At 56.0% G+C, this 25653-nt stretch carries 29 protein-coding genes; 17 read left to right on the top strand and 12 right to left on the bottom strand.

Annotation, left to right across the window (positions count from 1 at the left end):
* The first annotated feature begins 127 nt into the window (after positions 1-127).
* From era to recO, 4 genes are all read left to right on the top strand, one after another.
* Positions 128-1036, top strand: coding sequence for a GTPase Era (era, locus tag Q1B13_RS20880; RefSeq protein ID WP_299083497.1), 909 nt, complete (start codon positions 128-130; stop codon positions 1034-1036).
* On the top strand, positions 1033-1362 hold the full coding sequence (locus Q1B13_RS20875) for a DUF1491 family protein (RefSeq protein WP_299083495.1): 330 nt from the start codon (positions 1033-1035) through the stop codon (positions 1360-1362). Before era ends, Q1B13_RS20875 begins: the two co-directional genes overlap by 4 nt.
* A gap of 47 nt (positions 1363-1409) precedes the next feature.
* Complete coding sequence (locus Q1B13_RS20870) at positions 1410-1802, top strand: hypothetical protein (protein ID WP_299800389.1); 393 nt, start codon at positions 1410-1412, stop codon at positions 1800-1802.
* 152 nt (positions 1803-1954) lie between these two features.
* Positions 1955-2680 carry a DNA repair protein RecO gene (gene recO / locus Q1B13_RS20865; protein WP_299083489.1) on the top strand — a complete coding sequence of 242 codons (726 nt, stop codon included), beginning with the start codon at positions 1955-1957 and terminating at the stop codon, positions 2678-2680.
* Here the strand turns inward: recO and Q1B13_RS20860 are convergent.
* Positions 2664-3056, bottom strand: coding sequence for an META domain-containing protein (locus Q1B13_RS20860; protein WP_299083486.1), 393 nt, complete (start codon positions 3054-3056; stop codon positions 2664-2666). The genes recO and Q1B13_RS20860 overlap by 17 nt on opposite strands.
* A gap of 265 nt (positions 3057-3321) precedes the next feature.
* Between Q1B13_RS20860 and Q1B13_RS20855 the strand changes: the two genes are divergently transcribed.
* A complete protein-coding gene (locus Q1B13_RS20855; RefSeq protein ID WP_298937079.1) occupies positions 3322-4548 on the top strand; it encodes a hypothetical protein in 1227 nt (408 codons plus the stop codon).
* A 243-nt stretch (positions 4549-4791) separates the two neighbouring features.
* On the opposite strand, the gene Q1B13_RS20850 is transcribed toward Q1B13_RS20855, so the two are convergent.
* Entirely contained in the window at positions 4792-6483 is a 1692-nt protein-coding gene (locus Q1B13_RS20850; protein ID WP_299083483.1) for an acyl-CoA dehydrogenase family protein, read from the bottom strand.
* A 144-nt stretch (positions 6484-6627) separates the two neighbouring features.
* Between Q1B13_RS20850 and Q1B13_RS20845 the strand changes: the two genes are divergently transcribed.
* On the top strand, positions 6628-7392 hold the full coding sequence (locus Q1B13_RS20845) for a sulfite exporter TauE/SafE family protein (protein ID WP_299083480.1): 765 nt from the start codon (positions 6628-6630) through the stop codon (positions 7390-7392).
* A gap of 4 nt (positions 7393-7396) precedes the next feature.
* Here the strand turns inward: Q1B13_RS20845 and Q1B13_RS20840 are convergent, their stop codons facing one another.
* The 3 genes from Q1B13_RS20840 to Q1B13_RS20830 form a co-directional block, all read right to left on the bottom strand.
* Positions 7397-7939 (bottom strand): hypothetical protein, encoded by a 543-nt coding sequence (locus Q1B13_RS20840; protein WP_299083477.1) that lies wholly within the window; start codon positions 7937-7939, stop codon positions 7397-7399.
* 33 nt (positions 7940-7972) lie between these two features.
* Positions 7973-8215, bottom strand: coding sequence for a hypothetical protein (locus Q1B13_RS20835; protein WP_298937075.1), 243 nt, complete (start codon positions 8213-8215; stop codon positions 7973-7975).
* 414 nt (positions 8216-8629) lie between these two features.
* Positions 8630-10228: a phosphoenolpyruvate carboxykinase gene (locus tag Q1B13_RS20830; protein ID WP_299083474.1), complete on the bottom strand. Its 1599-nt coding sequence runs from the start codon at positions 10226-10228 to the stop codon at positions 8630-8632.
* On the opposite strand from Q1B13_RS20830, the gene Q1B13_RS20825 reads away from it, so the two are divergent.
* Genes Q1B13_RS20825 through Q1B13_RS20790 form a run of 8 tightly spaced genes read left to right on the top strand, consistent with a single transcriptional unit; the run spans position 10222 to position 15998 of the window.
* Positions 10222-10554 (top strand): hypothetical protein, encoded by a 333-nt coding sequence (locus Q1B13_RS20825; protein ID WP_298937073.1) that lies wholly within the window; start codon positions 10222-10224, stop codon positions 10552-10554. The genes Q1B13_RS20830 and Q1B13_RS20825 overlap by 7 nt on opposite strands.
* A 21-nt stretch (positions 10555-10575) precedes the next feature.
* On the top strand, positions 10576-11280 hold the full coding sequence (locus tag Q1B13_RS20820) for a response regulator transcription factor (protein ID WP_298937072.1): 705 nt from the start codon (positions 10576-10578) through the stop codon (positions 11278-11280).
* Between the two features lie 32 nt (positions 11281-11312).
* On the top strand, positions 11313-13031 hold the full coding sequence (locus Q1B13_RS20815) for a sensor histidine kinase (protein WP_299083468.1): 1719 nt from the start codon (positions 11313-11315) through the stop codon (positions 13029-13031).
* A gap of 4 nt (positions 13032-13035) precedes the next feature.
* Positions 13036-13506 (top strand): serine kinase, encoded by a 471-nt coding sequence (locus Q1B13_RS20810; RefSeq protein WP_299083465.1) that lies wholly within the window; start codon positions 13036-13038, stop codon positions 13504-13506.
* The gene (gene rapZ, locus Q1B13_RS20805; RefSeq protein WP_298937069.1) at positions 13503-14384 is read left to right on the top strand and encodes an RNase adapter RapZ; all 882 of its coding nucleotides are present in this window, start codon (positions 13503-13505) and stop codon (positions 14382-14384) included. The genes Q1B13_RS20810 and rapZ overlap by 4 nt, the downstream gene beginning before the upstream one ends.
* Positions 14381-14773 (top strand): PTS fructose transporter subunit IIA, encoded by a 393-nt coding sequence (locus Q1B13_RS20800; protein WP_298937068.1) that lies wholly within the window; start codon positions 14381-14383, stop codon positions 14771-14773. The genes rapZ and Q1B13_RS20800 overlap by 4 nt, the downstream gene beginning before the upstream one ends.
* A gap of 16 nt (positions 14774-14789) precedes the next feature.
* A complete protein-coding gene (locus Q1B13_RS20795; protein WP_298937067.1) occupies positions 14790-15059 on the top strand; it encodes an HPr family phosphocarrier protein in 270 nt (89 codons plus the stop codon).
* A 39-nt stretch (positions 15060-15098) separates the two neighbouring features.
* Positions 15099-15998 (top strand): lysophospholipid acyltransferase family protein, encoded by a 900-nt coding sequence (locus tag Q1B13_RS20790; RefSeq protein WP_299083462.1) that lies wholly within the window; start codon positions 15099-15101, stop codon positions 15996-15998.
* Positions 15999-16050: 52 nt separating this feature from the next.
* On the opposite strand, the gene Q1B13_RS20785 is transcribed toward Q1B13_RS20790, so the two are convergent.
* Complete coding sequence (locus Q1B13_RS20785) at positions 16051-16926, bottom strand: 3-hydroxybutyryl-CoA dehydrogenase (protein ID WP_298937065.1); 876 nt, start codon at positions 16924-16926, stop codon at positions 16051-16053.
* A 163-nt stretch (positions 16927-17089) separates the two neighbouring features.
* Between Q1B13_RS20785 and Q1B13_RS20780 the strand changes: the two genes are divergently transcribed.
* Complete coding sequence (locus tag Q1B13_RS20780) at positions 17090-17899, top strand: DUF6473 family protein (protein ID WP_299083459.1); 810 nt, start codon at positions 17090-17092, stop codon at positions 17897-17899.
* 50 nt (positions 17900-17949) lie between these two features.
* On the opposite strand, the gene Q1B13_RS20775 is transcribed toward Q1B13_RS20780, so the two are convergent.
* The 6 genes from Q1B13_RS20775 to Q1B13_RS20750 all read right to left on the bottom strand — a co-directional run bounded on the left by Q1B13_RS20775 (position 17950) and on the right by Q1B13_RS20750 (position 22222).
* Positions 17950-18879 carry an electron transfer flavoprotein subunit alpha/FixB family protein gene (locus tag Q1B13_RS20775; RefSeq protein ID WP_298937063.1) on the bottom strand — a complete coding sequence of 310 codons (930 nt, stop codon included), beginning with the start codon at positions 18877-18879 and terminating at the stop codon, positions 17950-17952.
* A complete protein-coding gene (locus Q1B13_RS20770; RefSeq protein WP_298937062.1) occupies positions 18879-19637 on the bottom strand; it encodes an electron transfer flavoprotein subunit beta/FixA family protein in 759 nt (252 codons plus the stop codon). The genes Q1B13_RS20775 and Q1B13_RS20770 overlap by 1 nt, the downstream gene beginning before the upstream one ends.
* 200 nt (positions 19638-19837) lie before the next feature.
* On the bottom strand, positions 19838-20410 hold the full coding sequence (locus tag Q1B13_RS20765) for a cob(I)yrinic acid a,c-diamide adenosyltransferase (RefSeq protein WP_299083456.1): 573 nt from the start codon (positions 20408-20410) through the stop codon (positions 19838-19840).
* A gap of 3 nt (positions 20411-20413) precedes the next feature.
* Complete coding sequence (locus Q1B13_RS20760) at positions 20414-20614, bottom strand: twin transmembrane helix small protein (protein WP_298937060.1); 201 nt, start codon at positions 20612-20614, stop codon at positions 20414-20416.
* An 81-nt stretch (positions 20615-20695) separates the two neighbouring features.
* A complete protein-coding gene (locus tag Q1B13_RS20755; protein ID WP_299083453.1) occupies positions 20696-21523 on the bottom strand; it encodes an SDR family NAD(P)-dependent oxidoreductase in 828 nt (275 codons plus the stop codon).
* A gap of 69 nt (positions 21524-21592) precedes the next feature.
* Entirely contained in the window at positions 21593-22222 is a 630-nt protein-coding gene (locus Q1B13_RS20750) for an SH3 domain-containing protein (protein ID WP_299083450.1), read from the bottom strand.
* 201 nt (positions 22223-22423) lie between these two features.
* On the opposite strand from Q1B13_RS20750, the gene parC reads away from it, so the two are divergent.
* Both parC and Q1B13_RS20740 read left to right on the top strand, forming a co-directional pair.
* The gene (gene parC, locus Q1B13_RS20745) at positions 22424-24772 is read left to right on the top strand and encodes a DNA topoisomerase IV subunit A (protein WP_299083447.1); all 2349 of its coding nucleotides are present in this window, start codon (positions 22424-22426) and stop codon (positions 24770-24772) included.
* Between the two features lie 97 nt (positions 24773-24869).
* A complete protein-coding gene (locus tag Q1B13_RS20740) occupies positions 24870-25502 on the top strand; it encodes a hypothetical protein (RefSeq protein WP_299083444.1) in 633 nt (210 codons plus the stop codon).
* The last annotated feature ends 151 nt before the right edge of the window (positions 25503-25653 follow it).

The following is a 25653-nucleotide window of genomic DNA, read 5'->3' as shown; positions in this document are numbered from 1 at the left end:
CTGGGTTTGGCGTGGCGCTTCGCTGTCCTGCCACCTTGTATGCATGGCTGCAATGCGACAAATCCCTCTGGCCCGCAGCCCCTTTCTGCTATAGGGGTGCGCACTTGCAAACAGGATCGCAACACACATGACCACACGTGCCGGATTTATCGCCCTGATCGGAGAGCCCAACGCAGGCAAATCCACCCTTTTGAACCGCATGGTCGGGGCCAAGGTCTCGATCGTGACGCATAAGGTGCAAACCACTCGTACTCGCATCCGTGGTGTCGCGATGGAGGGCGACGCGCAGCTGGTCTTCGTCGATACACCCGGCCTGTTCAAACCCCGTCGCCGCCTGGACCGTGCCATGGTTGCCGCAGCGTGGGGCGGGGCCGCCGATGCCGATGTCGTCGTGCTGATGGTCGAGGCCCATCGTGGCATCACTGAAGGGGTCGAGCGCATCCTCGAAGGTCTGGAAGAGATCGGGCAGGGCCGTAAAATCGCGCTGGCGATCAACAAGATCGACAAGGTTCAATCCGAAGTGCTACTGGCCCTGACCAGCGACTTGAACACACGCTATCCATTTGCCGAGACCTTTATGATCTCGGCTGAAAAAGGCCATGGCGTTGACGACCTGCGCAAATGGCTGGCCTCGGAACTGCCCGAGGGCCCGTGGCTCTACCCCGAAGATCAGATCGCCGACCTGCCCTTGCGCATGATCGCCGCTGAAATGACGCGCGAGAAACTGACCCTGCGCCTGCATCAGGAACTGCCCTACCAACTGACGGTCGAAACCGAGAGCTGGGAAGAGCGCAAGGACGGTTCCGCCAAAATCGACCAGATCATCTATGTCATGCGCGACGGCCACAAAGGCATCGTGCTGGGCAAAAAGGGCGAGACGATCAAGGCGGTCAGCCAAGCGGCGCGGGCGGAACTGGAAGAGTTCCTGGACCGTAAAATCCACCTGTTCCTGCAGGTCAAAGTCCGGCCCAACTGGCTGGAGGAATCCGAGCGCTATTCGGAAATGGGTCTGGACTTCAAAGACGGCAACGCATGACGCGGCTGACAGCTGATTTCTGGGTCCACGCCTATCTGGCGCGCCTGCGATTTCAGGAAATCCCGGCCTTTGTCGTGACCCATGGCGACGACACAGCGGGCGCGGTGCTGGTCAAGCTTAACACGCTGGACGGTCAGGCGATGGCGTTCCAACGCAGTTTCGACCTGATGAGCGGTGACCGCAAATGGGTCGAACTGTCCAGCGGCGCAGAGGCGGATGTAGACGCGGCCATCCAACGCCAGCGCAGCTTTGACCCCGATCTGTGGGTTATCGAGGTCGAGGATCGGCAGGGCCGACATCTGCTCGGCGAAGAGGGGTTGGAATAGCAGTTCCTTGAATGACTGCTTCGAGCCCCATTGTGACATTCTTAAATATGACTAAGCTGCCAAAATCTTGGGGAGAAACACCAATGCACTTGGCTGTGCGACAGTCTCAAATAGAAGTTTGCAAGGCAGTTGGTGCGGAAGTCTGCGAATGCCACCTTGGCGAAAAGGTTGGGGTTTCTCAGTCTGCATTGGATGGTGAAATTCCACTTAATGGCCTGCGGCACCGAGAAGAAAACGGCACAACGGGTTGGTATATTTGGGGAAGCCAGCAATTTTCAGAGGACGAAGGTTTTTTCAAACCCCTTCACACGGCGCATTTAGAAACAAAATGCACTCTTGCGTTAAAGTTCCTGTCATTGCCTCCAGGCTGGCGTTTCTTGACCGATGGCATTTATGAGGATGTTTGGTTCGATGCTAAATTGCTTGCGAGAGATCAATAGTAGTAAATTGTCCACTTAGATGTCTTTGTTCCGAACCATTGCGCTTGCCCGGAGGCACAACTCTTGTCGCTCACGATGCTTAACCCTTGCAGAATGCGGTTCGTCACGATCTTCTGCTAGAGTACTGACCCAACCACCCACAGGATCCCAACTTGGACTGGCGCGATCACGGCATCCTTCTGACCTCTCGCCGCCACGGCGAAACAGCTGCGATTATTGAGGTCTTTACCGAAGGCCACGGTCGCCATGCCGGTGTTGTGCGCGGGGGGACCAGTCGCAAGATTGCACCGATCCTGCAGCCCGGTGCGCAGTTAGATGTACTTTGGCGCGCGCGGCTTGAGGAACATATTGGCACGTTTCAGGTGGAACCGCTCAGGTCCCGCGCGGCGGCGGCGTTTTCGGGACGGTTGGCGCTGGCGGGGCTGAACGCAGTGGTGGCGCTGCTGGCGTTTTGCCTACCCGAACGTGAACCGCACCCTGCGATCTACAAAAAGACCGAACAGCTGATGGACCTTCTGGGGCAGGATGACATCTGGCCACTGGCCTACTTGCGCTGGGAGTTGGCGCTGCTGGAAGAGCTGGGGTTTGGTCTGGATCTGCAGACATGCGCAGTGACCGGAGTGACCGACGGGTTGATCTATGTCTCACCCAAATCCGGTCGCGCCGTTAGTACGCAGGGGGCCGGGGAATGGGCGGACAAGCTGCTTGCGCTGCCGCCGTGTCTGCGCGGCGAAGGCGACGCCCCGGATGCCGAGATTATCGAAGCGTTACAGACGACCGGCTATTTCCTGACACATCGCGTCGCAACCTCGCTGGGCAATAACCCATTGCCCGAGGCGCGCGCCCGCTTTGTGGATCAGCTTACTCGACGGCTCTGAACACCATTTCGTGCCCATCCTCATTGCGCAGGATCATCACGTCGCCTGACACTTCGGACTGGGTCATCGCCATCAACGCAGCAAAATAGAACCCTTCAGCCTCAAGCCCTGCACAGGCGGCGCGAGTGGCGGTTAGATTCTGCAGTTCGAACCAGGGATAAGGTGCGTTCAACGTCGCGCTGTACGTGTTGCATGGCGCGTTTCCTTCGATCCGGCCTTCTTCTGGGAAGCGTATCAGCGCGGTTGCGTCATAGGGCAGGCCATCGATTTCCTGCAGCGCCCATGTTTGATCTGCGGCCCCATACGCAGCGACGCTTTCATCCCGGTCGCATTGCGCGAATCCCAGAAAAGGCAGCAAAAAGGCAAAGCGCAGCATCGTGATAAACCTTGCGGATCAGACATAATGGGTGATTGCGTTTAGGCCTGCTTATCGCGCCAGGTCAAGGCATAGGTCGAAACAACGAACCGTGACGCGGCCCATAGTTGACGTAAGGTCGCAAATCGACATAGTGAACCGGCATTACAACCGGCTTTTTCTCTGAGTTGATTTACCCCAATTGGGGTAGCTTATATTTAGTATCTACGCAGAAATGCGTTTTTTATGAGTGGAGATTGTTTTGTCCCTAACGCAGAGTGATGACGTGAGCAAAACTGGCCAGACCCGACCTATCGTCAAGGCCCTCATGATCCTGATCTACGTGGTCTTTTTGGCCCTGCTGATCGAGCTGTTGTCTTATGTCGCTGTAGTCCATGTCTTTGACAACGCGCTGGGCGGCCGGGCAGAACGGCATCTCTATTCCTCGATCCGGGGGCATGAACTGAACCCGGATTATCGCCGCGACTTTGACACGGGTGGAGAACGGATTCACTCGGATCAGGGGTTTCGACGGGATACTTCCGTCGCGCTGCCCAAGCCGCAGGACACATACCGCATTTTCCTTATGGGCGGGTCGACCGCCTATGCGATTGGATCGCAAGGCAGCGTGTACCCTGAGCATCCAACCTTAACAAATCAGGAAACGGTCTCGCATTTCCTGGAACAGGATTTGCGGGCACAGCTGCAGGATGAGATGCCCGGCGTAAATATCGAAGTGATCAACGCCGGCGTGGCGGCTTATCACAGTTTTCAACACGTTTTGTATTTCTATGAAACGCTTTACGAATACGAGCCGGACATGATCGTGTTTCTGGACGGGCACAATGACTTCTACAATGTCGGGGTTAAGAACCCAATCCAGAGCTATGGGTATTCATCGGCCCGTATGGTTGATGCCCTGAACGAACGAAAGCCGTTCTTTGCGACATATGCGTTCTTACGGGCACCAGCCGAGTACTCCTATACGTTCAAACTGGTCTCGAAACTGACGCAGGGCCTTTATGATCGTTACGAAGCGCCGCGCTATAACGTCTCAGGAGACGCCGCTGCTTTGGAACGGGATTTTCCGGCTGAAGTGGCCGAGGCCGCCCAGATCGGCTTTTTACGTAACTACAAGTTGATGGACGCCTTCAGCGACTACCATGGATTCTGTTACCACGTGTTTCTTCAGCCCGAAGTCGTGTTCGAAAATACCGATCACCTGAGCCCGGCGGATCGCGAGATTGCCCAGATTACGCGGGACAAATATGTGCCGGGCCGGGAAGAGATCATGATACGCTCCCGCCCGGAATTTCCGGCCCTGTTCGAACAAGCAGGTATCCCGTTCACAGATGTTGCGCAAATCGCGGGTCCAGCACATCAGGACAAGTCGCTATACGTAGACTACACCCATCTGACGCCCGAGGGGTCAAAACTGGTGGCCGATAGGATGCTGCCGGTGGTGGTCGAGGCGATCGCCGAATGTGGTAATGCGGTCGAGATCGGTCAGTAAGACACCGGAGTTTACCCGCGATTGTTGCGTTTACGGGCGGGTAACGTCTTGTTTAGCCCTTCGCCTTTGAACGCCCACGTTTTGCAGGCTCAGCATAACCTGAGCTGCGCAGCAAGCAGTTCGAAACCGACCCGAAAAAAGTTTTACAACACGAAAGATGCACTGTTCAGCGCATGTACAATTCAAGAAAAAGACCCGGCACGTGGCCGGGTCCAGTCGGGGAAACAAGGATACCGTTTCAGATCAGCTCAGCAAACGTCGTGCGATGACCTGAGCCTGAATTTCGGCAGCCCCTTCGAAAATGTTCAGGATGCGCGCGTCACATAAAACGCGGCTGATTTTGTATTCCAGTGCAAATCCATTGCCACCGTGAATCTGCAACCCATTGTCCGCTGCGGCCCATGCGACGCGTGCCCCCAGAAGTTTGGCCATCCCGGCCTCAAGGTCACAGCGGTGCCCGTTATCTTTTTCCCAGGCCGAGAAGTAGGTCAGCTGTCGTGCGATCATGATTTCCACCGCCATCATCGCCAGCTTGCCCGACACACGCGGGAAGTTGATCAGCGACTTACCAAACTGCTTGCGGTCTTCTGCGTATTGCATGGCGATATCCAACGCGCTTTGCGCCACGCCAATGGCGCGGGCGGCCGTTTGGATGCGGGCGGATTCAAAGGTTTCCATCAATTGCTTGAAACCTTTGCCCTCTTCGCCGCCCAGCAGGTTCTCGCCTTTGACTTTGAAGCCATCAAAACCCAGCTCGTATTCCTTCATGCCGCGATAGCCCAGTACTTCGATTTCACCACCGGTCATGCCGGGGGTCGGGAAGGGGTCTTCGTTGCTTCCGGGCGTCTTTTCGGCAAGAAACATCGATAATCCACGATGGTCCGCGCTGTCCGGATTGGTCCGCGCCAGCAGCGTCATTACGTGGGTGCGGGCGGCATGGGTGATCCAGGTCTTGTTGCCGGTGATCTGGTAATCGCCATTCTCGTCCTTGACCGCTCGAGTGCGCAAGCTGCCAAGGTCAGATCCCGTATTGGGTTCGGTAAACACTGCTGTGGGCAGGATTTCCGCGCTGGCCAGCTTCGGAAGCCAGCTTTCCTTTTGTTCGTCTGTGCCGCCCGCAATGATCAGTTCCGCTGCGATCTCGGACCGGGTGCCCAGCGAACCTACGCCGATGTAGCCGCGCGACAGTTCTTCGGACACAACACACATCGAGGCTTTGGACAGGCCAAAGCCGCCGAATTCTTCAGGGATGGTCAGACCGAACACACCCATCTCGGCCAGTTCTTCGATGACTTCAATCGGGATCAACTCGTCTTTCAGGTGCCAATCATGTGCATAGGGTTCAACCTTTTCAATGGCATAGCGCCGGAACTGATCGCGGATCATCTCAAGTTCTTCATCCAAACCGGACGCGCCGAACATGGTGGCACCGGATTGGTCCTGCATCAGTTCGACCAAACGGGTGCGTGCAGCCTGAGAGTTGGCCTGCGCCATCAAGGTCTGTACCTCGGTACACTGGAAGCCCGACAGGGCGTCCCAGCCAAGCCCCAGATCCTGTAGACGGACAACTTCGCCCTGGTTCATCGGAATGCCGCCGGCAACCTGGTGCAAATACTCACCAAACGCTATCTGATGAAGCAATTGCTCAGTCTCGCCGAACTTGCCGTCGGCTTCCAAAGCCTCGGCCCAGCGTTGCATCTGAGTTAGCGATTGAGCGTAGGTGGCCAGCCAGGCAAGCCCATGCGCGGCTGTCTGGTTGGCCTCAATCAACGCGCCAGACACACGGCCATCAGCGGTGACCATGTCACGCACAGAATTGCGAGCCTGTTCGAACACGGCTTCGACCGCAGGCACGGCGGCCCGTGTCAAATCCAACAGATTAGGCAAAATCGCTACTGTCGTCATCTGGGTCATATCCTGTCCGTCATGGGCCATGAATCACGTCCTTTTCTGGGTCGTCTGGTCATATCATGCTGCACGTGCAGCGCAACAAAAATACGAATTACGCCGCGAAAAAGTTCAAAAATTGCTTAGTCGTTTTTGCGCTGCAGAAATTCACCGGAATGCTATCTAGGGGCCATGACATTGTTTTCCATACTCTCTCCGCTGGACCTGGCGCTGTCTTTGGTGGTCGCTTTTGCCGCGGGTTGGATCAAAGGCATAGTAGGGTTCGCTATGCCAATGGTCATGATATCCGGGCTCAGCATGTTTCTGCCTCCGGAACTGGCTCTGGCAGGATTGATCCTACCAACATTGGTCACCAACGGTTTTCAGGCGCTGCGCGAAGGCACGAAAGCTGCCTACGCGTCGATCCGGCGGTTCCGCGTCTTTCTGATCTTTGGACTGGTTTTCCTACTGGGCGGGGCGCAACTGGTTGCACTGGTACCTGCGTCCACATTTCTGCTGATGATTGGCGTCCCGGTTTCGATCTTTGCGATGATTCAAGTCCTTGGCCTTAAGCTGACGCTGCGCGGAACTTCAGCAAGGATCGAAGCGATCATCGGCGCCGTGGCAGGTTTTGTCGGAGGCATGTCTGGCGTTTGGGGGCCTCCAACCGTTGCTTACCTGACGGCCCTGGGCACCCCCAAATTGGAACAAATGCGTACGCAGGGCGTTATCTATGGGTTGGGTTCGATCGCTTTGGCGATCGCGCATCTGGGATCTGGGGTGTTGCGTGTAGAAACAGCACCATTTTCCGCCGTACTTGTTGCACCGGCATTGGTAGGTATGTGGGTGGGTTTGCGGCTGCAGGATCGGATCGATCAGGCCGTTTTTCGGAAGGCCACGTTGATTGTTTTGCTTGTCGCAGGCCTAAACCTATTGCGGCGAGGCCTGATGGGATAGCGCGCTAGGCGCGACGATCTGCAAAGCGGAATGCGAAATACACACCCAGCATCAGGAAGAACAGCCCTGAGATATCTCCGATCAGAAAGGCGACGTATTCGGCGGTCGCGCTGCCAAACGCCAGATTGGTCAGTCCTGACATAAGTATCGACGTTATGACCCCGACACCCATAATGCAGGACCAACATGGCTGCCGGTCCGAGCGTGGAAACAAGTCCCATCCGATCCATTTCAGCAGATAAAAAATGGTCGGAGCTGTTGTGACAGCAATAGCAATTGCCATCAGGCGACTTGGTAGAAAGACATCTGATCCGCCCAGATACGCAAACACCAAGAATACCCCGGGCAATAGTGCGAAGATTGCTCGCCATCCCAATAGCCATGCCGTCAGCACCCTGACGCCGTGAGGCAGAAACAGCAGGCTGGCGCGGCTTGGATATTCGGGAAAGAAGACGTTCTGAAGCGGCATCAGAACCTCGAACGTGAGGATCGACACGACAACATACGCCAACGACGCGAAAAAGGTTTCAGAGGCCCACTTGCGCACGGGGATCAGCCGCCGTTGCGCCGGGGCACAACATCACTGGGGGGCATTTACGACGTAGCGCCCCCGGTTCGCGCTGCCGCTTTGAGACAGATACCCCTGCTCGACCAGCGATTTCAAAGCGCGAAAGAAAGTCGGCCGTGAGACGCTTTGGACCAGTGTGTGTTCGATCAGACCAAACGTGCGCACTTCCTGGTCAGCTTTCGACAGTTCTTCCGCTGCGTAATAAATATCACGCTCAACCGGAGAGAGTTTTTCCAGGCCGAGCGTACGCTCCATGCTCTGCATCAGTTTACGTAGTTCTGTGAGTTTCGAGATTTCTGACATGTACATAACCGTTGTTTTTAGTGTCTTGCATCGCACCCCTGCGATCATTTGAAACGTGCTGAACCGGCAAATGCTCAGCTAATCTCATATTGACACTTATCCCCATCCTATTAGACTAGTCTTCTGATTAGGTTGCTCAAACCGCCGTTGTGAGTGAATGCGCATGAGCTGCCCAAAGGTATTTTCAGTTTTGGCCCGGTGCAATTGCGCCGGGCTTTTTAGTTGCAATGACTAAAAGAAATACCTGAAGGGATCGTTCACGACAACGAATTTGTACACCCAGATGCGATCAAACAACTTTAAGAAGAGTGTATGAGCTCGGCGCGCGCAGCAGCGAAAAAGGGGCGCTGACGCCCCTTTTTTGTTCTAACCGATTGCGACGGCTTTGATGTCCTCGTCAATAAACGGGACATATTGTTCGAAATTCTCCGCAAACATCTGAACCAGCTTCTCGGCTTGTTTGTCGAACGCGGCCTGATCATCCCAGGTGCGGCGTGGGTCCAGCAGAACTTCGGGGACACCGGGAACCGAAACAGGAACGTCAAATCCAAAATTCGCATCCTTACGGAATTCGGCATCGCGCAGCGATCCCTCCAGCGCGGCAGTCAGCAAAGCGCGGGTCGCTTTGATGGGCATCCGGCTGCCAACACCATAGGCACCACCAGTCCAACCGGTATTGACCAGCCAACAGGTCGCGCCGTGCTGAGCGATTTTGTCGCGCAGCAGGTTACCGTAGGCTTCGGGGCGGCGCGGCATGAAGGGCGCGCCAAAGCAGGTTGAGAAGGTTGGCTGCGGTTCTGTCACACCACGCTCGGTGCCCGCGACCTTCGAAGTAAAGCCGGACAGGAAGTGATACATCGCCTGCGCCGGGGTCAGCCGCGCAATCGGAGGCAATACACCAAAAGCGTCGCAGGTCAGCATGATGATGTTCTTGGGATGACCACCCAATGCACTGCCGGAGGCGTTCGAGATGTACTCCAGCGGATACGCACAACGCATGTTAGCGGTCAGCGAGTCGTCATCGAAATCCAATTCCTTGGTTTCGGGATCGAACACCATGTTTTCGATTACTGTACCGAATTTGGATGTGGTCGCGTAGATCTCAGGCTCTGCCTCGGCATTCAGGTTGATGGTCTTGGCATAGCAGCCACCTTCAAAGTTGAACGTACCGCGATCCGACCAGCCATGTTCGTCATCCCCAATCAAAGTGCGCGCGGGGTCGGCAGAGAGTGTGGTCTTGCCTGTGCCGGACAGGCCAAAGAACACGGCCGTATCGACCGGGTTGCCAACCGCGTGATTGGCTGAGCAATGCATCGGCATCACGCCTTTTTCGGGCAGCATGTAGTTCAGCAGGGTGAATACGGATTTCTTGTTCTCGCCCGCATATTCGGTTCCGCCAATCAGGATCAACTTGCGATCGAAGTTCATCGCAATCACCGTTTCGCTGCGGCAACCATGCTTTTTTGGGTCGGCCTGAAAGCTTGGGCAGTTGATGACGGTGAAATCTGCTGTGAAATCGTCCAGATCTTCGCGATCCGGGCGGCGTAGCAGGTGACGAATAAACAGATTGTGCCAGGCCAGTTCTGTGACCATCCGCACGTTTATTGAATAAGCCGGATCGGCCCCGCCAACGAGATCCTGCACAAAATAGTCACGACCCTTCATATGCTCGACCATGTCGACATAGAGCGCGTCGAACCCTTCCGGGGTCATCGCGGCGTTGTTTTCCCACCAGATGCTGTCTGCAACGCTGTCGGTTTTGACCACATGCTTGTCTTTGGGGGATCGACCAGTGAATTTGCCGGTCGAAACCAGAAAAGCTCCGCCATTGCCGAGCGTCCCCTCGCCGCGCTTCAGAGCTTGTTCGATTAGCGCCGGTTCCATGAAGTTGTAATAGACATTGCCCAGACCCTCGATGCCCTGATCCTCGAGGCGGAATTGCGGGTTAACCCGTCCAGATGTCATGCGTTTCTTCTCCTGTGGCGGCGCGGCGGCGATTTGGGCCGACTGCGCTCTTGGGGCAGTTTGCCGGGGAAAACCGGCGGATAGGCGCGTCTTATCACGGTCTTTTGGGGCATGAACAGGACGGTTTGGCGCAGTTAGCGCAACCAAGTACAGGTTTAGCGCCATCAAGAATTTCCTGCCGGAGAACCGGGCGTATTTTTGCGGGAAGCAAGGCAATTTTGCCGCATCCCTGCCGCAACAAAGGCACGATTCGCAGTTACGGATTGATTCGCTGGCGCAAAATCGCCAACAATACCTTACAAATAGTCGAATTATTGCGTGAGTGAGCAGGAATAGGGGCGAACCCGATGTCAAAGATTGCACTGGTGGACGACGATAGAAACATTCTGACGTCCGTTTCCATGACGCTTGAAGCCGAAGGTTTCGAGGTCGAAACGTATAATGACGGACAAGCGGCGTTGGATGCGTTCAACAAGAAGCTGCCGGACATGGCCGTTCTCGATATCAAAATGCCGCGCATGGATGGTATGGACCTGTTGCAGCGTCTGCGTCAGAAAACGCAGATGCCAGTGATCTTTCTGACCTCGAAAGATGATGAGATCGACGAGGTTCTGGGTCTACGCATGGGCGCGGATGACTATGTGAAAAAGCCGTTCTCACAACGTCTGTTGGTCGAGCGCATTCGCGCCCTTCTTCGTCGGCAGGAAGCCACAAGCGGAGATGCCGCGGTGGCCACGACCGGCGATACCAAGGTGATGGAGCGCGGCGAACTGCGGATGGACCCACTGCGTCATGCGGTCAGCTGGAAAGGCGCAGATGTGTCTTTGACCGTCACCGAGTTCCTTTTGCTGCAAGCGCTTGCGCAGCGTCCGGGCTTTGTCAAAAGCCGTGACCAATTGATGGATGTCGCGTATGATGATCAGGTCTATGTGGATGACCGTACTATCGACAGCCACATCAAACGCCTGCGCAAGAAGATGCGCGCTGCTGACTCAGAGTTTTCGGCGATCGAAACTCTGTACGGCATCGGGTACAGATACAACGAAGAATAGGCGCGGCCGCCTGCAAGAGGTAATGGGGTCCCGTGCGCGACACCGAACAAGCCAGAGAACCACGCGACGGTGACGTCGTTCTGGGGGATGACTGGGTTATCCCGCAAGACCCCGAGTCGGCAGAGCTTCGTGAGAAACGATCTCGCAGGAACTTGTTTTCCCTGCGCGGCTCTCCCTTGGCTCGCAAAATTATCACCTTTAACCTGATTGCTCTCGTAATCCTGGTGACGGGGTTGCTGTATCTGGACGATTCCCGAAAGGAACAAGTCCAGCAAACGGCGCGCAACTTGATCGGTGATGCGCAGCTGGTCAGCAACGTTTTTGAAACTCAGATGCGTCAGGGCGCGCTTCAAAGTCAACAAAATGCCGGAGATTTGGATGTCAAGGACACCCTTGCTGGCCTGAGCTTGCCCGAAGGCGGCGAAGTCTTCGTCTATGATGCCGATGGTACCCTGATTGGCTGGACGCGTGGCGCGCCGCCGGCATCAGAAATGCCGGTTCTGCTGCGCTCAGATTCTGACGTGCAAACTGGTAGTACCGTAATCAGCGATGGGTTGAACGCTGTCTGGACTGGGATATCACAGATTTTCAACTGGTCTTCGACCGGAGAGGCACCAACCCTGGCACAACGTGTTCAGACCATAGTCCCTCAGGCATTGTTGGGCCAAAATCAGGTGCAGGCTGTGCAGGACGATGCGGGCGATACGGTGATCGTTGCCGCCGCCCCCATCCTGTACGAAGGTATTCCTGCGGGTGCCGTCGCCATTTCCGGCCCTGCTGGAGAGATCGATGCACTGGCCCGGCGGGAACAAGAACGCATTCTGCAGATGTTTGTTGTCGCCTTGCTTGTGTCCGTCGGCCTCAGCCTGGTTCTTGCCTCGACGATCGCCAACCCTTTGGCAGATCTGGCCTCTGCTGCCGAGATGGGCAAAGACCGAGGTACCGGTGTTAATCCGGGCCGTATCCGGATCCCGGATCTTAGTGGTAGGCCCGATGAAATTGGCCGCCTCAGCCGCGCTCTGCGTGGCATGGTGACCGCGCTTTACAATCGCATTGATGCAAATGAGCAGTTTGCAGCTGATGTGGCGCATGAAATCAAGAACCCGCTTGCGAGCCTGCAATCTGCCGTCGGCACCATGCGTATGGTCAAGCGCGACGATCAGCGTGAAAAGCTGCTGGGCGTGATTGAACATGATGTGCGTCGGCTGGATCGACTGGTGAGTGATATCTCTAACGCGTCGCGTCTGGATGCCGAGTTGGTCAAGGAAGAAGAACAACCCTTTGACCTACTCAAACTGCTTGGCAACATCGGTCAGTATCTGGGCGAGGATGCCCGGTCCCAGGGAATTGACTATATCACTGACCTGCCGTCCGAGCCGATTGTTGTTCAAGGGCTTGAAGCGCGTTTGGCTCAGGTCTTTGTCAATCTGATCACCAATGCGATTTCCTTCTGCGAGGAAAGCGATGCCATCCGGGTTTGGGTGCGCCAGCGCGACAACCGTGTTCTGGTCGTGGTTGAAGATACCGGCCCTGGTATCCCCGAACAGGCTTTGACCAAAGTGTTCAAGCGGTTCTACTCGGAACGGCCGGAAGAGCATTTCGGAAACAACTCGGGGCTGGGACTGGCGATTTCGAAACAGATTGTCGAGGCTCATGGAGGTGTGATCTGGGCCGAAAACATCCGACCGACCGAGGCTGATATCACTTCGGATCCGCTGGGTGCTCGCTTTGTGGTGGGGTTGCCAGTCTAAGCTCATGAAAACCAGTAGCTTGTCAGACGCGATGAACCAGGACAGTGCCCGCGTTCATGCAAGCTGTGTCGCTGTTGCAGGTCGGGGGCTTCTTGTTGTCGGGGTCCCGGGGACAGGAAAATCCGCTTTGACGCTGCAAATGATGGCCTTTGGGGCAGAGTTTATTGCAGACGACCGGGTTGATCTGCGTTTGGAGCGGGGAAAGGTCACAGCAATGACCGTGCAGAACATCAGCGGTTTGGTTGAAGCGCGCGGAATCGGGCTTTTACACGCTAGCTCCGCCGGATCAGCTACGGTTCACTATGTCGTCGATCTGGATCAAACCGAAGATGCGCGCCTGCCAGAGCCGATCACCATCCAGTTACTGGGGCAAACTGTGCCATTGCTTCGCGGCGCTGGTGTCCCCAATTTGCCCGCAGCTCTGATCCAATTGTTGAAAATGGGACGCGTTGACCCGGAATGGCCGAGTAAATGATATCGCAAAGTCAGATCGTGTTGGTGACCGGCCCATCCGGAGCAGGCCGTTCAACTGCAATTCACGTGTTGGAAGACCTTGGGTTCGAGGCAATTGACAACCTGCCCATGGGCTTATTGTCCCGTTTGTTGGATGGAGCAGAAAGCGACCGTCCCATGGCGCTGGGGATCGATGCGCGCAACCGTGATTTCTCGACAGTGGGGTTCATAGAACTCGCGGAAAAGTTGGGTCGCATGAAGCAATACGACCTGACGGTGCTGTATCTGGATTGCAGTGACGACGTCCTGCTGCGTCGCTTCTCGGAAACCCGCAGGCGGCACCCTGTGTCCAAAGACGCGGGTCCGGAAACCGGCGTGCGAACCGAAAAGGAGCTGCTGACGCCTATTCGCGAAATTGCGGATACGTTGATCGACACCACAGCCTTGAATGTCCACCAATTGCGGGACGAGGTCGAGCGATGGTTTGCTCCAAAGGGTGGCCGTCATTTGGCGATATCCGTTGAATCCTTTTCGTATAAACGCGGCCTTCCACGCAGTCTTGATATGGTTTTCGACTGCCGGTTCTTGGCAAATCCGTATTGGCGTCCCGAATTACGTGCGGCGGACGGTCGAAACCCGGATGTGGCGCACTATGTGCAGTCCGATACAAACTATGAACCGTTTTTTGACCGTGTCGTAGATTTGGTGACGCTCTTGTTGCCTGCCTTTCGTGCGGAAGGTAAGGCGCATCTGTCAGTGGCGTTCGGTTGTACTGGCGGTCAACACCGATCTGTTGCTATGGCCGAAGCGGTTGCGAAAGCTCTTGCAGAAGGGGGGCAGCAGGTGGCAGTTAGACACCGCGAGATGGAACGTCGATCGTTGAATGTGAGGCCGGGTTGATCGGGATTGTGATCGTAGCGCATGGGGGGCTGGCTCAGGAGTATTTGGCCGCCATGCAACATGTGGTCGGGCCTCAGCCAGGCCTTTTGGCAATTGCGATCGAAGCAGATCACGACCGCGATGAAAAACAGGCTGAAATCAGCCGCGCGGCCGATCAGGTGGATATAGGCGACGGTGTCGTCATCGTAACCGATCTTTTTGGTGGCAGCCCGTCGAACCTCAGCTTGCGGGCCTGTGCCCCACAGGATCGTCGAATCCTTTATGGTGCAAACCTGCCAATGTTGATCAAATTGGCCAAAAGCCGCCACCTTCCGGTCGCCGAAGCCGTTCGACAGGCGATGGAGGCTGGACGGAAATACATCAATGCGCAAAATGTGACATTGGACTAGTACCGGATTCACTGAAATGACCAACCGAAGCTTGAAAATTGTAAACGAAAAAGGCCTGCACGCGCGTGCCTCGGCCAAGTTGGTCGAAGTGGTCGAGGGTTTTGACGCGCATGCTGAGGTGTCGAAAGGCGGACTTTCTGCATCCGGCGACAGCATCATGGGCCTTTTGATGTTGGCAGCATCGCGCGGAACCACTATTGACGTCGAGACGTCCGGACCGGATGCTGAGGCATTGGCGGAAGCTCTGGAGACCCTCGTGAGCGACAAGTTCGGAGAGGGGTTCTAAGCCGCCCCGTTGGGACAGGAAGAACGGGAAGACCAGGAATTGGCGGAAACAACGCACGAGACCAAGACAAGCCCGGTGGTGGATGGGACCGCAGATCAGGGTGAGATCTACGATCGTAGGACTCTGACCTATGCGAACTCGTTCGACGATGTCTGGACTTCAACAGCCATTCGGGCCATCGAGTGGTGCACCGGCAAGCTGACCATTCTGCGAATGGTCAATAAGTTCGAGAAGAAGAACGAATACTATCGGGGACAAAGGTTCTGGGGCGGTGCGCTTAAGATCATGGGCATCGACCTGACCACGCCGCAGGAACAAATTGCCCGCATCCCGAAGGCAGGACCTGTTGTTGTTGTAGCCAATCACCCGCATGGGATGGTCGACGGAATGATCCTGGCGGAACTGATTGGACAGGTTCGCAACGATTACCGAATTTTGACCCGTTCGGTTCTGACCGGGCTGGACGAAGCCGCAACGTCATTCATGATCCCGGTCCCGTTTCCACATGACCCTGAAGCGCAGGCAAAGATGCTGGAAATGCGTAGCAAGGCGATGGAACACCTGAAACAGGGGGGCGTTGTGGCGCTGTTCCCGTCTGGGGTGGTGATGTCTTCGGAAGACTGGTTTGGCCCGGCGATCGAGCAGGAATGGAATGTCTTTACGGCCAAGATGATCCGACGATCCGGCGCGCAGGTGGTTCCGATTTTCTTTCCCGGCAGAAACTCGCGCTGGTATCAGATCGCAAACCGCGTGTCCCCCATCCTGAGACAGGGCCTGTTGCTGCACGAAATCGTGCGCTCGTGCAACAAGCCGCAATCACCGGTCATCGGAGAGCCTGTTTCGGACAGCGACATGGAGTTGCTGGAGCGCGATCCTCGTGGCTTTATGACATGGCTCAGGCAGCACACTTTGTCTCTGGGCAAGTCGCTTAAGCCCTAACCCCGAATCTCCGTCTTGATGGAAATACCGCGCTGATGGTTTTTCTTTTATGCTAGCGCGTCGGAACAGGATGCTCGCCGCGATAGTCGTAGAACCCTCGTTCGGTCTTGCGTCCAAGCCATCCTGCCTCGACATATTTGGTCAAAAGCGGGCAGGGTCGATATTTGGTATCCGCCAGACCTTCGTGCAGGACGTTCATGATCGCCAGACAGGTGTCCAGGCCAATGAAGTCAGCCAGCTCTAGTGGCCCCATAGGATGATTTGCGCCGAGTTTCATCGATTGATCGATTGACTGAACGTTTCCGACGCCTTCATAAAGCGTATAGACCGCTTCGTTGATCATCGGCATCAAAATGCGGTTCACGATGAAGGCGGGAAAGTCTTCGGCACTTGCGGCCGTTTTGCCAAGTCGATCCACAACGGTTTTGCAGGCTTTAAACGTCTCTTCATCTGTCGCAATACCGCGGATCAGCTCGACCAGTTGCATGACGGGGACGGGGTTCATGAAATGAAATCCCATGAAACGCTCGGGTCGGTCTGTGCGGCTGGCAAGGCGTGTGATTGAAATAGACGAGGTATTCGACGTCAAAATCGTATGTGGCAACAGATGCGGCTGGATATCTTCGAATATCGCCTGCTTGATTGCCTCACGTTCGGTGGCCGCCTCGATCACCAGATCGGTTTGACCCAGTTGTGGCAGCTCTAGCGTTGTGTTGATCCGCTTTAGGGCCGCTTGCATGGCGTCGTCAGAGATCTTGCCGCGCGACGCCTGACGCGCCAGATTGCCCTCGATGGTGGCAATGGCGCTGTCCAGCGCGTCCTGACTGACATCGTTCAGCAGAACGTCGTATTCCGCCAGCGCCAAGACATGAGCGATCCCGTTGCCCATTTGGCCTGCGCCAATCACTCCGACCGATTTCACTTCCATGTTCAGCTGCCTTTGCCCTGCGCGTTACGGCGACACTATCGGCAGATCGGGGCAGGCGGCAAGGGCATCAGGCCTGCGGAATTTGCTTCAAATGCGCACATTAGGAATTTCTCAATACCTGAGACAGCAATATGGCAATCGGGTGAATATTTGGGTGAGCGATATGAGCTATCATCAGGCGGGTCCTTGCGGGCACGAAGATGCAGTGTGTCAATACGCTGGATCAAAGCGTTGGTTCCGGGGTCCGGCGTCTGCGCTGGCCAAGCCATATGTGGCATGCGTGGGCGGGGATGAAACCTTCGGGCGTTTTGTGGAAACCCCGTTCCCGGCCGTGCTGGAGGCGAGACTTGGCGAGACATGTGCGAACTTTGGCAGTCTGTTTTGCGGGGTCGAGGCGATGTCGCGGGATCAGGGGTTGTTGGATCTGATCAACCGGTCTCAGCTTTGTGTGCTGCAAGCGCCTTGCGTTTCTTATCAATCGAACCGGTTTTATCGTGTTCATTCCCGTCGAAACGATCGATTTCTTGAACCGATGCAGGATCTGGTAGACCTGTACCCTGAGGAGGACTTCACCGAAGTCCATTTTGTGCGCCACCTGTTAGGCAAGCTGCACGCAAAATCAGACGCTCGGTTTGATTTAATAGCACAGGAGTTGCGCGCGGGATGGGTTCGGAACCTTCAGTCGCTGCTGGGGCGCATCGTACCTCCGGTCGCGCTGCTGTGCCTGCGGGTCCAGCGTGATCACGCGCACGAACAAGAAATGATACCGGTGGAGGACGCAATGATAGATCAACTCAGACCTAAATGTGCTGGTGTCGTCCAGCGATCTGTTTGCGTGTCAGGAGAGTCGGATGAGCTTGAAGATATGCTGTTCGGCACGTTGCAAGTGCCGATGGCAGCGCACATGATCGGTCCTTCTGCCCATAGGGCGATTGCCGATGCGGTGCTGCCAGTGTTGCTGGATCTGAATTGAAAAAGACCCGCCAATTGGCGGGCCCTTCAAATTCAGTTCGACGCTTTGGCTTAGCCGAGCTTTTCTGTCAGCTCTGGCACGGCCTGGAACAGGTCTGCAACCAGTCCGAAATCGGCAACCTGGAAGATCGGTGCTTCTTCGTCTTTGTTGATCGCGACGATAACTTTCGAGTCCTTCATACCAGCAAGGTGCTGGATTGCGCCCGAGATGCCGACGGCGACATACAGGTCAGGGGCGACCACTTTACCGGTCTGACCCACCTGCCAGTCGTTCGGCGCATAGCCCGAGTCGACCGCCGCGCGTGAGGCACCAACAGCGGCGCCAAGCTTGTCGGCCAGCGTTTCGATCAGTTTGAAGTCATCTTCCGAGCCGACACCACGACCGCCCGAGACAACCACGCCAGCCGAGGTCAGTTCGGGGCGGTCGCTTTCAGCAACCTTATCCTCGACCCATTCGGAAAGTCCGGGGTTGTCGCCAACCGAGATGGTCTCAACCGCAGCCGAGCCACCTTCGCCAGCAGCGTCAAAGCTTGCGGTCCGGATGGTGATGACTTTCTTGGCGTCGTTTGACTTCACGGTCTGGATTGCGTTGCCCGCATAGATCGGACGCTCGAAAGTCGAGCCGTCAACCACGCCGGAGGCATCCGAGACGATCATCACGTCCAGCAACGCGGCAACGCGAGGCATGACGTTTTTGGCATCGGTGGTGGCAGGGGCGACGATGTGTTCATAACCGTCAGCCAGACCTACGATCAGCGCTGCGGTTGATTCCGCCAAGCGGTGGCCCAGCGACGCATCTTCGGCCACCAGAACCTTGGACACGCCATCGATCTTGGCAGCGGCCTCGCCGGCTGCGGACGCGGAACCGCCTGCGGCCAGTACAGTCACATCGCCCAATGCCTGTGCAGCGTTGACGGCCTTGGCGGTGGCGTCCATCGCCAGTTCGCCATTGTTAACCTCTGCGAGAAGAAGAACAGCCATTACACAGCCCCCGCTTCTTTGAGTTTCCCGACCAGCTCATCGACCGAGCCCACGATGATACCTGCGGCGCGTGCCGGCGGTTCTTCGGTCTTGACGACTTCCAGACGCGGCGTGACATCGACGCCGTAATCGGCAGCGGTTTTCTCATCCAGCGGCTTTTTCTTCGCCTTCATGATGTTCGGCAGCGACGCATAGCGCGGCTCGTTCAGACGCAGGTCAACCGTTACGATGGTTGGCATCTTGACGCTGATGGTCTGCAGGCCGCCGTCAACTTCACGGGTAATCTTGGCGCTGTCGCCTTCGATGTCCAGCTCGGACGCGAAGGTGCCTTGCGACCAACCCAGCAGGGCCGACAGCATCTGACCGGTGGCGTTCATGTCGTTGTCGATCGCCTGCTTGCCCGCCAGAACGATGCCCGGCTGCTCTTCCTCGACCACTTTGGCGAGGATTTTTGCAACGGCCAACGGCTCGATATCCTGATGGACGTCGTCAGCGGCAATCACCAAAATGGCGCGGTCTGCGCCCATGGCCAGCGCCGTGCGCAGTGTTTCCTGCGATTGCTTTACGCCGATCGAAACAGCAACAACCTCGTCGGCCTTGCCCGCTTCTTTCAGTCGGATCGCTTCTTCAACTGCAATCTCGTCGAATGGGTTCATCGACATTTTGACATTGGCGAGATCAACACCGCTACCGTCCGCTTTGACGCGAACCTTCACATTATAGTCAATCACGCGTTTGACAGGCACGAGTACCTTCATTTTAGCGCTTTCTCCTCAAAAAACGGTAAGCCGCGGAGCGACTCCACCAATGCTCTCGCCGGTCTCAATAGCGTTTCTGCAGCGTTCACAACAGAGCAAAATCGTCACGTCATAGCTTTGAGACGTCGCGTTTTGTGGTTTTTGACACCGGGTCATTTCAATCGATTGGGCAATCATGTCCTTTGAGCGCAATACCTGCGTCAGCGGTTTGCTCCGGGCACCCACAAGACATCTGCGGTCCCGTTTTCATTGGCGCACCGTGCGGCCACAAAGAACCAGTCACTCAGGCGGTTGAGGTATTTGACCGCCACTGGATTGACCGGCTCCATATTAGACAATTCCACAACCAACCGTTCAGCCCGACGTGATACAGTTCGGCACACATGCAAATGGGCGGCCAGGCGCGAGCCGCCCGGCAAAATGAAGCTGCGGAGTGGTTCTAGCACTTCGTTCATGACGTCGATTTCAGATTCCAGCCGGTCGATCTGTGCCGGAGCGATGCGGAGCGGCGGATAGTCAGCCTCTGCATCCTTGTCCATGTCAGGACGGCACAGATCCGCGCCAAGGTCGAACAGGTCGTTTTGTATAAGTGAGAGCGCTGCTTCGACATCTCCGCCTGCTTCGGAACGCGCCACGCCGACAAAGGCGTTCAGCTCATCCACAGTGCCGTAACCGGCGACACGACCGGAATACTTCGCAACCCGCTCACCGTTACCCAGGGCTGTTTTGCCGTCATCGCCGGTTCGAGTGTAAATCTTGTTCAGAACGACCATTTGCTAGCCCCCTTGTCCGCGCAGATAGACGAAGAGCATGATCAGAACTACGGCAATGAATTGAAAGAGGATACGCAGCCGCATCATCTTGTTGCTTTTCTTTGCGGCTTCCATTCCGCTTTTGCCGAAATTCGCGATGCCCATGGTCAACACGACAACAACCGCTGCCATGGCCAGAAGCAAAACGACCATCAATAGGTCCATAACAAGTCACCGTCCGCGTTTTTTGTTACATTGCGCCTCATCTAGCGTCACGCCGTCAAAAAGCGAACTGGTAAAATCGTCTCAGACGTCCGAAAGGATGCGGTCGATGGCTTTGGTGGGTAGGATTCGGCGTAAATACCCGGCGATATAGGTCGGGGTTGTTACGTAGTAGCGGGATTTAGGATTTCGCGCTTCGACGGCATGGGCCAGCTTGTCGGTGACGGCCGCAGCAGGGAGTTCAAACCTATCCGGACCCGAGTCTTTATATAAACGATTGAGCAACGAGGTTTCGTATTTTGCCTTCAGGGCCGAGTTTTCCCAATCGATGAACTTTTCGAACAGTGGAATTGCCTTTTCCCGAAGTTTCGACGTGATCGGACCAGGTTCGATTAGGACAACCTTGATGCCGGTGTCGCGCAGTTCCAGCCGCATGGTATCGGTCAGGCCTTCTATCGCGTATTTGGTGGCGACATAGGCACCTCGCCAGGGAAAGGCCACCAACCCCAGAACCGATGAGCACTGCACGATGCGCCCATAGCCCTGTGCCCGCATGACGGGAATGACCTGACGTGTCAGTTCGTGCCAGCCAAAGACATTAGATTCAAAAATATACCTTAGCCCCTCGGTTGGTACGTCCTCGACCGCGCCGGGCAATCCATGTGCCCCGTTGTTGAAGAGAGCGTCCAAAGTCCCCCCCGTCGCAGCGAGAACTTCTGAAAAACCTGAGGAAATACTGTCGGCGTCCGTGTAGTCGATTCTGGGGCTTTCGAACCCTTGGGCCCGCAACCGATCACAATCTCGCTGCTGGCGACAGGACGCAAACACACGCCAACCTCGTGCACGCATGCCGTGTGCTGCGTCAAGACCGATACCAGACGAGCAGCCAGTAATTAGAATCGATTTCTGCATGTTTTCCCCGAGCGTCATCCTTGCCAAAAGCTATGGCGAGGTTTGGCGCAGGGCAATGACACCCAGACGTTAGTTCGCGGTTTTTCTGATGAGTGAGGCGGAAATCCATCCAACCTGTTGCCCGGGCAACACGCGAAGCCGCAACCAGCCAGTGCCCGATTCACTAAGAACCTCGACCTGCTGGCCGATTCTGGCTTTGCCGATGATTGGATAAATTGTTCCCGGTCCGTCGCGCATGTTCACCCGTGTCCCCGAAACCTCGCGGATGTCTTTCGTCACCTCAACCAGTTCCGGCAATGCAGGCGTTTGGGGGTCGGCATCCGTTGCGACCTGCTGCATTGCACTCACGCCCTCCTCCAACGACGCCAGCGTCAGAGTGACATTCTCATCGTTGAACAAGGAAGGATTGGCTTTCAAACCTGCAGCGACCTGTGAGAGCAAAGCCTTGGTCTCGGTCTCGTTTAAAGCAGGTTCAGGTTCGAGAAGCGGAGGGATTATGTCGTTCGTTTTCAATGCGGTCCGTGTCACCAACTCATCAACAGGCGCTGCAACGACTTTTTTCGGAGCCGCTTTGGACACCGATGCAACCCTATCAGGTTGGGCTGTGCGTATTCCGCGTGGTTCAAAATCGGGACCACCGCTCATCACGTAAAAGGTCCAGCCAAGCATGGCAAAGGTAACAAGTATAAGGCGCGTCATGTCGCTCCCCCAGAGGCAATCGTAACATCAAAAAAAAGCAGCAATTCAATTGATGAAATCTTACCATATTTTGATAGCCGAGTCGAAAAACCGGGGAAATCTGGAACTTGCCTCCCCCTGTTGCAAAAAGCGCGACTTGTCCCCAGCAAAATGTTCGCTGCTTGCTTTACCCAGGCGGCCTAGCGTCGTATCACATCATCTATGAATGACACGATCGACGACCCCAACATGGAGGCCCCCGACAATGGGGGTGAGGTGGCTGAACCGCTGCGCCGAGCAATTGGCGAACGGTATCTGACCTATGCGCTGTCCACGATTATGCACCGCGCGTTGCCCGATGCACGGGATGGCCTGAAACCGGTTCACCGGCGAATCCTCTATGCGATGCGCGAATTGCGACTCAGCGCGGCAGGTGGATTCCGCAAATCAGCCAAAATTTCGGGCGATGTGATGGGTAACTATCACCCGCACGGGGACGCGGCGATCTACGATGCCATGGCACGTCTTGCGCAGGATTTTAACGTTCGCTACCCACTGGTCGATGGGCAAGGGAACTTCGGCAATATCGACGGCGATAATCCGGCGGCCTCGCGCTATACCGAAGCACGGATGACCATCGTGGCCGAGGCCTTGCTTGAGGGTCTGAACGAGGATGCCGTCGATTTTCGTGACAACTATGATGGTACGCTGACCGAGCCGGTTGTTTTGCCCGCGCAATTCCCGAACCTGCTGGCCAATGGCTCCAGCGGAATTGCGGTTGGCATGGCCACAAATATCCCGCCGCACAATATTGCCGAACTGTGTGACGCTTGTCTGCATCTGATCAAAGTGCCCGATGCCCGTGACGATACTTTGCTGAACTATGTTCCCGGTCCGGATTTCCCGACTGGCGGTATCATCGTCGAACCACCCGAAAACATCGCACAAGCTTATCGCACCGGGCGCGGCTCGTTCCGCCTGCGTTGTAAGTATGAGGTCGAAGATCTTGGTCGTGGTCAGTGGCAGATCATCGTCACCGAGATCCCTTATCAGGTTCAGAAGTCCAAGCTGATCGAAAAGATCGCGGAACTGATCCAGACCAAGAAAATTCCGATCCTCGCCGACGTCCGCGACGAATCCGCTGATGACATTCGCCTGATCATTGAGCCGCGGTCCAAGAACGTCGACCCCGAGGTGCTGATGGGCATGCTCTATCGCAACTCGGATCTAGAGGTGCGGTTCAGCCTGAACATGAACGTGTTGATCGACGGCGTAACGCCGAAGGTCTGCTCGATGAAAGAGGTGCTGCGCGCCTTCCTTGATCACCGGCAAGAAGTATTGCTGCGTCGGTCCCGTCACCGGATGGCCAAGATCGATCATCGGCTGGAAGTGTTGGAAGGCTTTATCGTCGCCTTCCTGAATCTTGACCGTGTGATCGATATCATCCGTTACGACGACGACCCCAAAGACGCGTTGATGCGTGAGAACTGGGGTATCGACCACGTCCGTGCCACCAACGAGGCCGACTATGTTTCTCCCGCGCTGGGCGAGGGGGAGTTGTCCGAGGTTCAGGTCGACGCGATTCTCAACATGCGCCTGCGCAGCCTGCGTCGTCTGGAAGAGATGGAGTTGATCCGCGAGCGCGACGCGTTGATGGAAGAACGGGCCAATCTCGAAGATCTGTTGGCCGATGACACCCTGCAATGGGCCAAGATCGCCGAGCAATTGAAAGAAACCAAAAAGACCTTCGGCAAAGACTACGAAGGCGGTGCCCGCCGCACCCGATTTGCCGAAGCGGGCGAGGTTGAAGAGGTGCCGCTTGAGGCGATGATCGATCGGGAGCCGATCACAGTTGTCTGTTCTCAGATGGGCTGGATTCGTGCCATGACGGGTCACATAGACCTGACCCGCGAGCTGAAGTTCAAAGATGGCGACGGCCCGCGGTTCATATTCCATGCCGAAACGACGGACCGCCTGCTTGTGTTCGCCTCGAACGGGCGGTTCTACACTATCAGCGCCGCCAACCTGCCCGGCGGTCGGGGTATGGGCGAACCACTGCGCCTGATGGTCGATCTGCCAAATGAAGCGCAGATCATTGACATCATGATCCACAAGCCCGGGCGCAAGCTGCTGGTTGCCTCGGATGCGGGCAACGGGTTCATGGTGCCCGAGGATGACGTCCTCGCCCAGACCCGCAACGGCAAGCAGGTGCTGAATGTCAAAGACAGTGAAACAGCCATGATCTGCAAGCCCGTCGATGGTGACCATGTGGCGGTCGTTTCGGAGAACGGAAAGTTTCTGGTCTTCCCGATCGAGGATCTGCCCGAGATGACCCGTGGCAAAGGCGTGCGCTTGCAAAAGTACAATATGGCACGCGGACGTCAGGGCACGCTGGAATTGGATGGCGGCCTGTCTGACCTGACAACCTTTAGCTGGGAAGACGGCCTGAGATGGTCCATGGGCGGAGACAAAACGCGGCACGAAGCGGACTTGAGCCCATGGCTGGCCAAACGTGCAAGTGTCGGGAAAAAGGCACCGTATGGGTTCCCGCGAGACTATAAATTCACCTGATCGTGTTTCAGAAGACGTGTATTTCCGCCGATACGGCTTGGCACAAACCGTATCAGTGGGCTACACCCAATAAAAACAGGCCTATCGAGAAGAGAAAATGTTACGCATTCTGACTCTGATTACCGGATTGGCCCTGATGGGCGCATGTACCCAGACGCAGGTTTATGAAGAACCTGAATCGCTGGGTGAATTCAAACTCCGCGTGAACTACGCCTTCGCCGAGAAAGCAAAACAGGGACCTGTGTCTCGCGATGCGACACCCAAAGAGTGGGAAAACGCCATCCAAAATGCGGTGGATATTCGCATGGGCCGCTATGAAGGGGCGCAGGATTATGACATCGGTATCAGCCTTGAAGGATACATGCTGGCGCCGCCTGGAATACCGATAATTTACAATCCCAAAAGCACCGCCATCGTTCTGGTGAACGTCTACGATGTGAACAAGAAAGAGTTTCTGGCCAAGGGTAAACAATTTCAGGTTCTGGAAGACACCACCGGCGGCAGCGCCTTAAAAGGGTCCGGGAATGAACGGACCAAAGAAGAACAGATGAGTGGTCTGGCGCTGAAGGTTGCAGACCGGGTCGAAGAGTGGTTGGCCGAAGAACATCTGGAAAATGGCTGGTTTGACAAGCGCCCGGACCCGATCCAGCCGCTGGATCCTGCCGAGGTCACGCAAAATCCGGCGCGAGCCGCGGCTTTTCACTCAGATGTGCTTGATTTTCCCCTGTGAACCAAATATCTCGCGCGCGCAGATGTAACTTACGGGACCACGGGTCCCCCAAATCGCAAAAGGGCGCCTGAGGAATGGCAAAGGAAAAGTTTGAGCGTAATAAGCCGCACGTCAACATTGGAACGATTGGCCACGTTGACCACGGCAAGAC

The organism is uncultured Ruegeria sp. (assembly GCF_947489545.1).
In the GTDB taxonomy this organism is placed as follows: Bacteria; Pseudomonadota; Alphaproteobacteria; order Rhodobacterales; family Rhodobacteraceae; genus Ruegeria.
The sequence above is the reverse complement of the archived record's forward strand: the minus strand, read 5'-3'. Positions and strand labels throughout refer to the sequence as shown.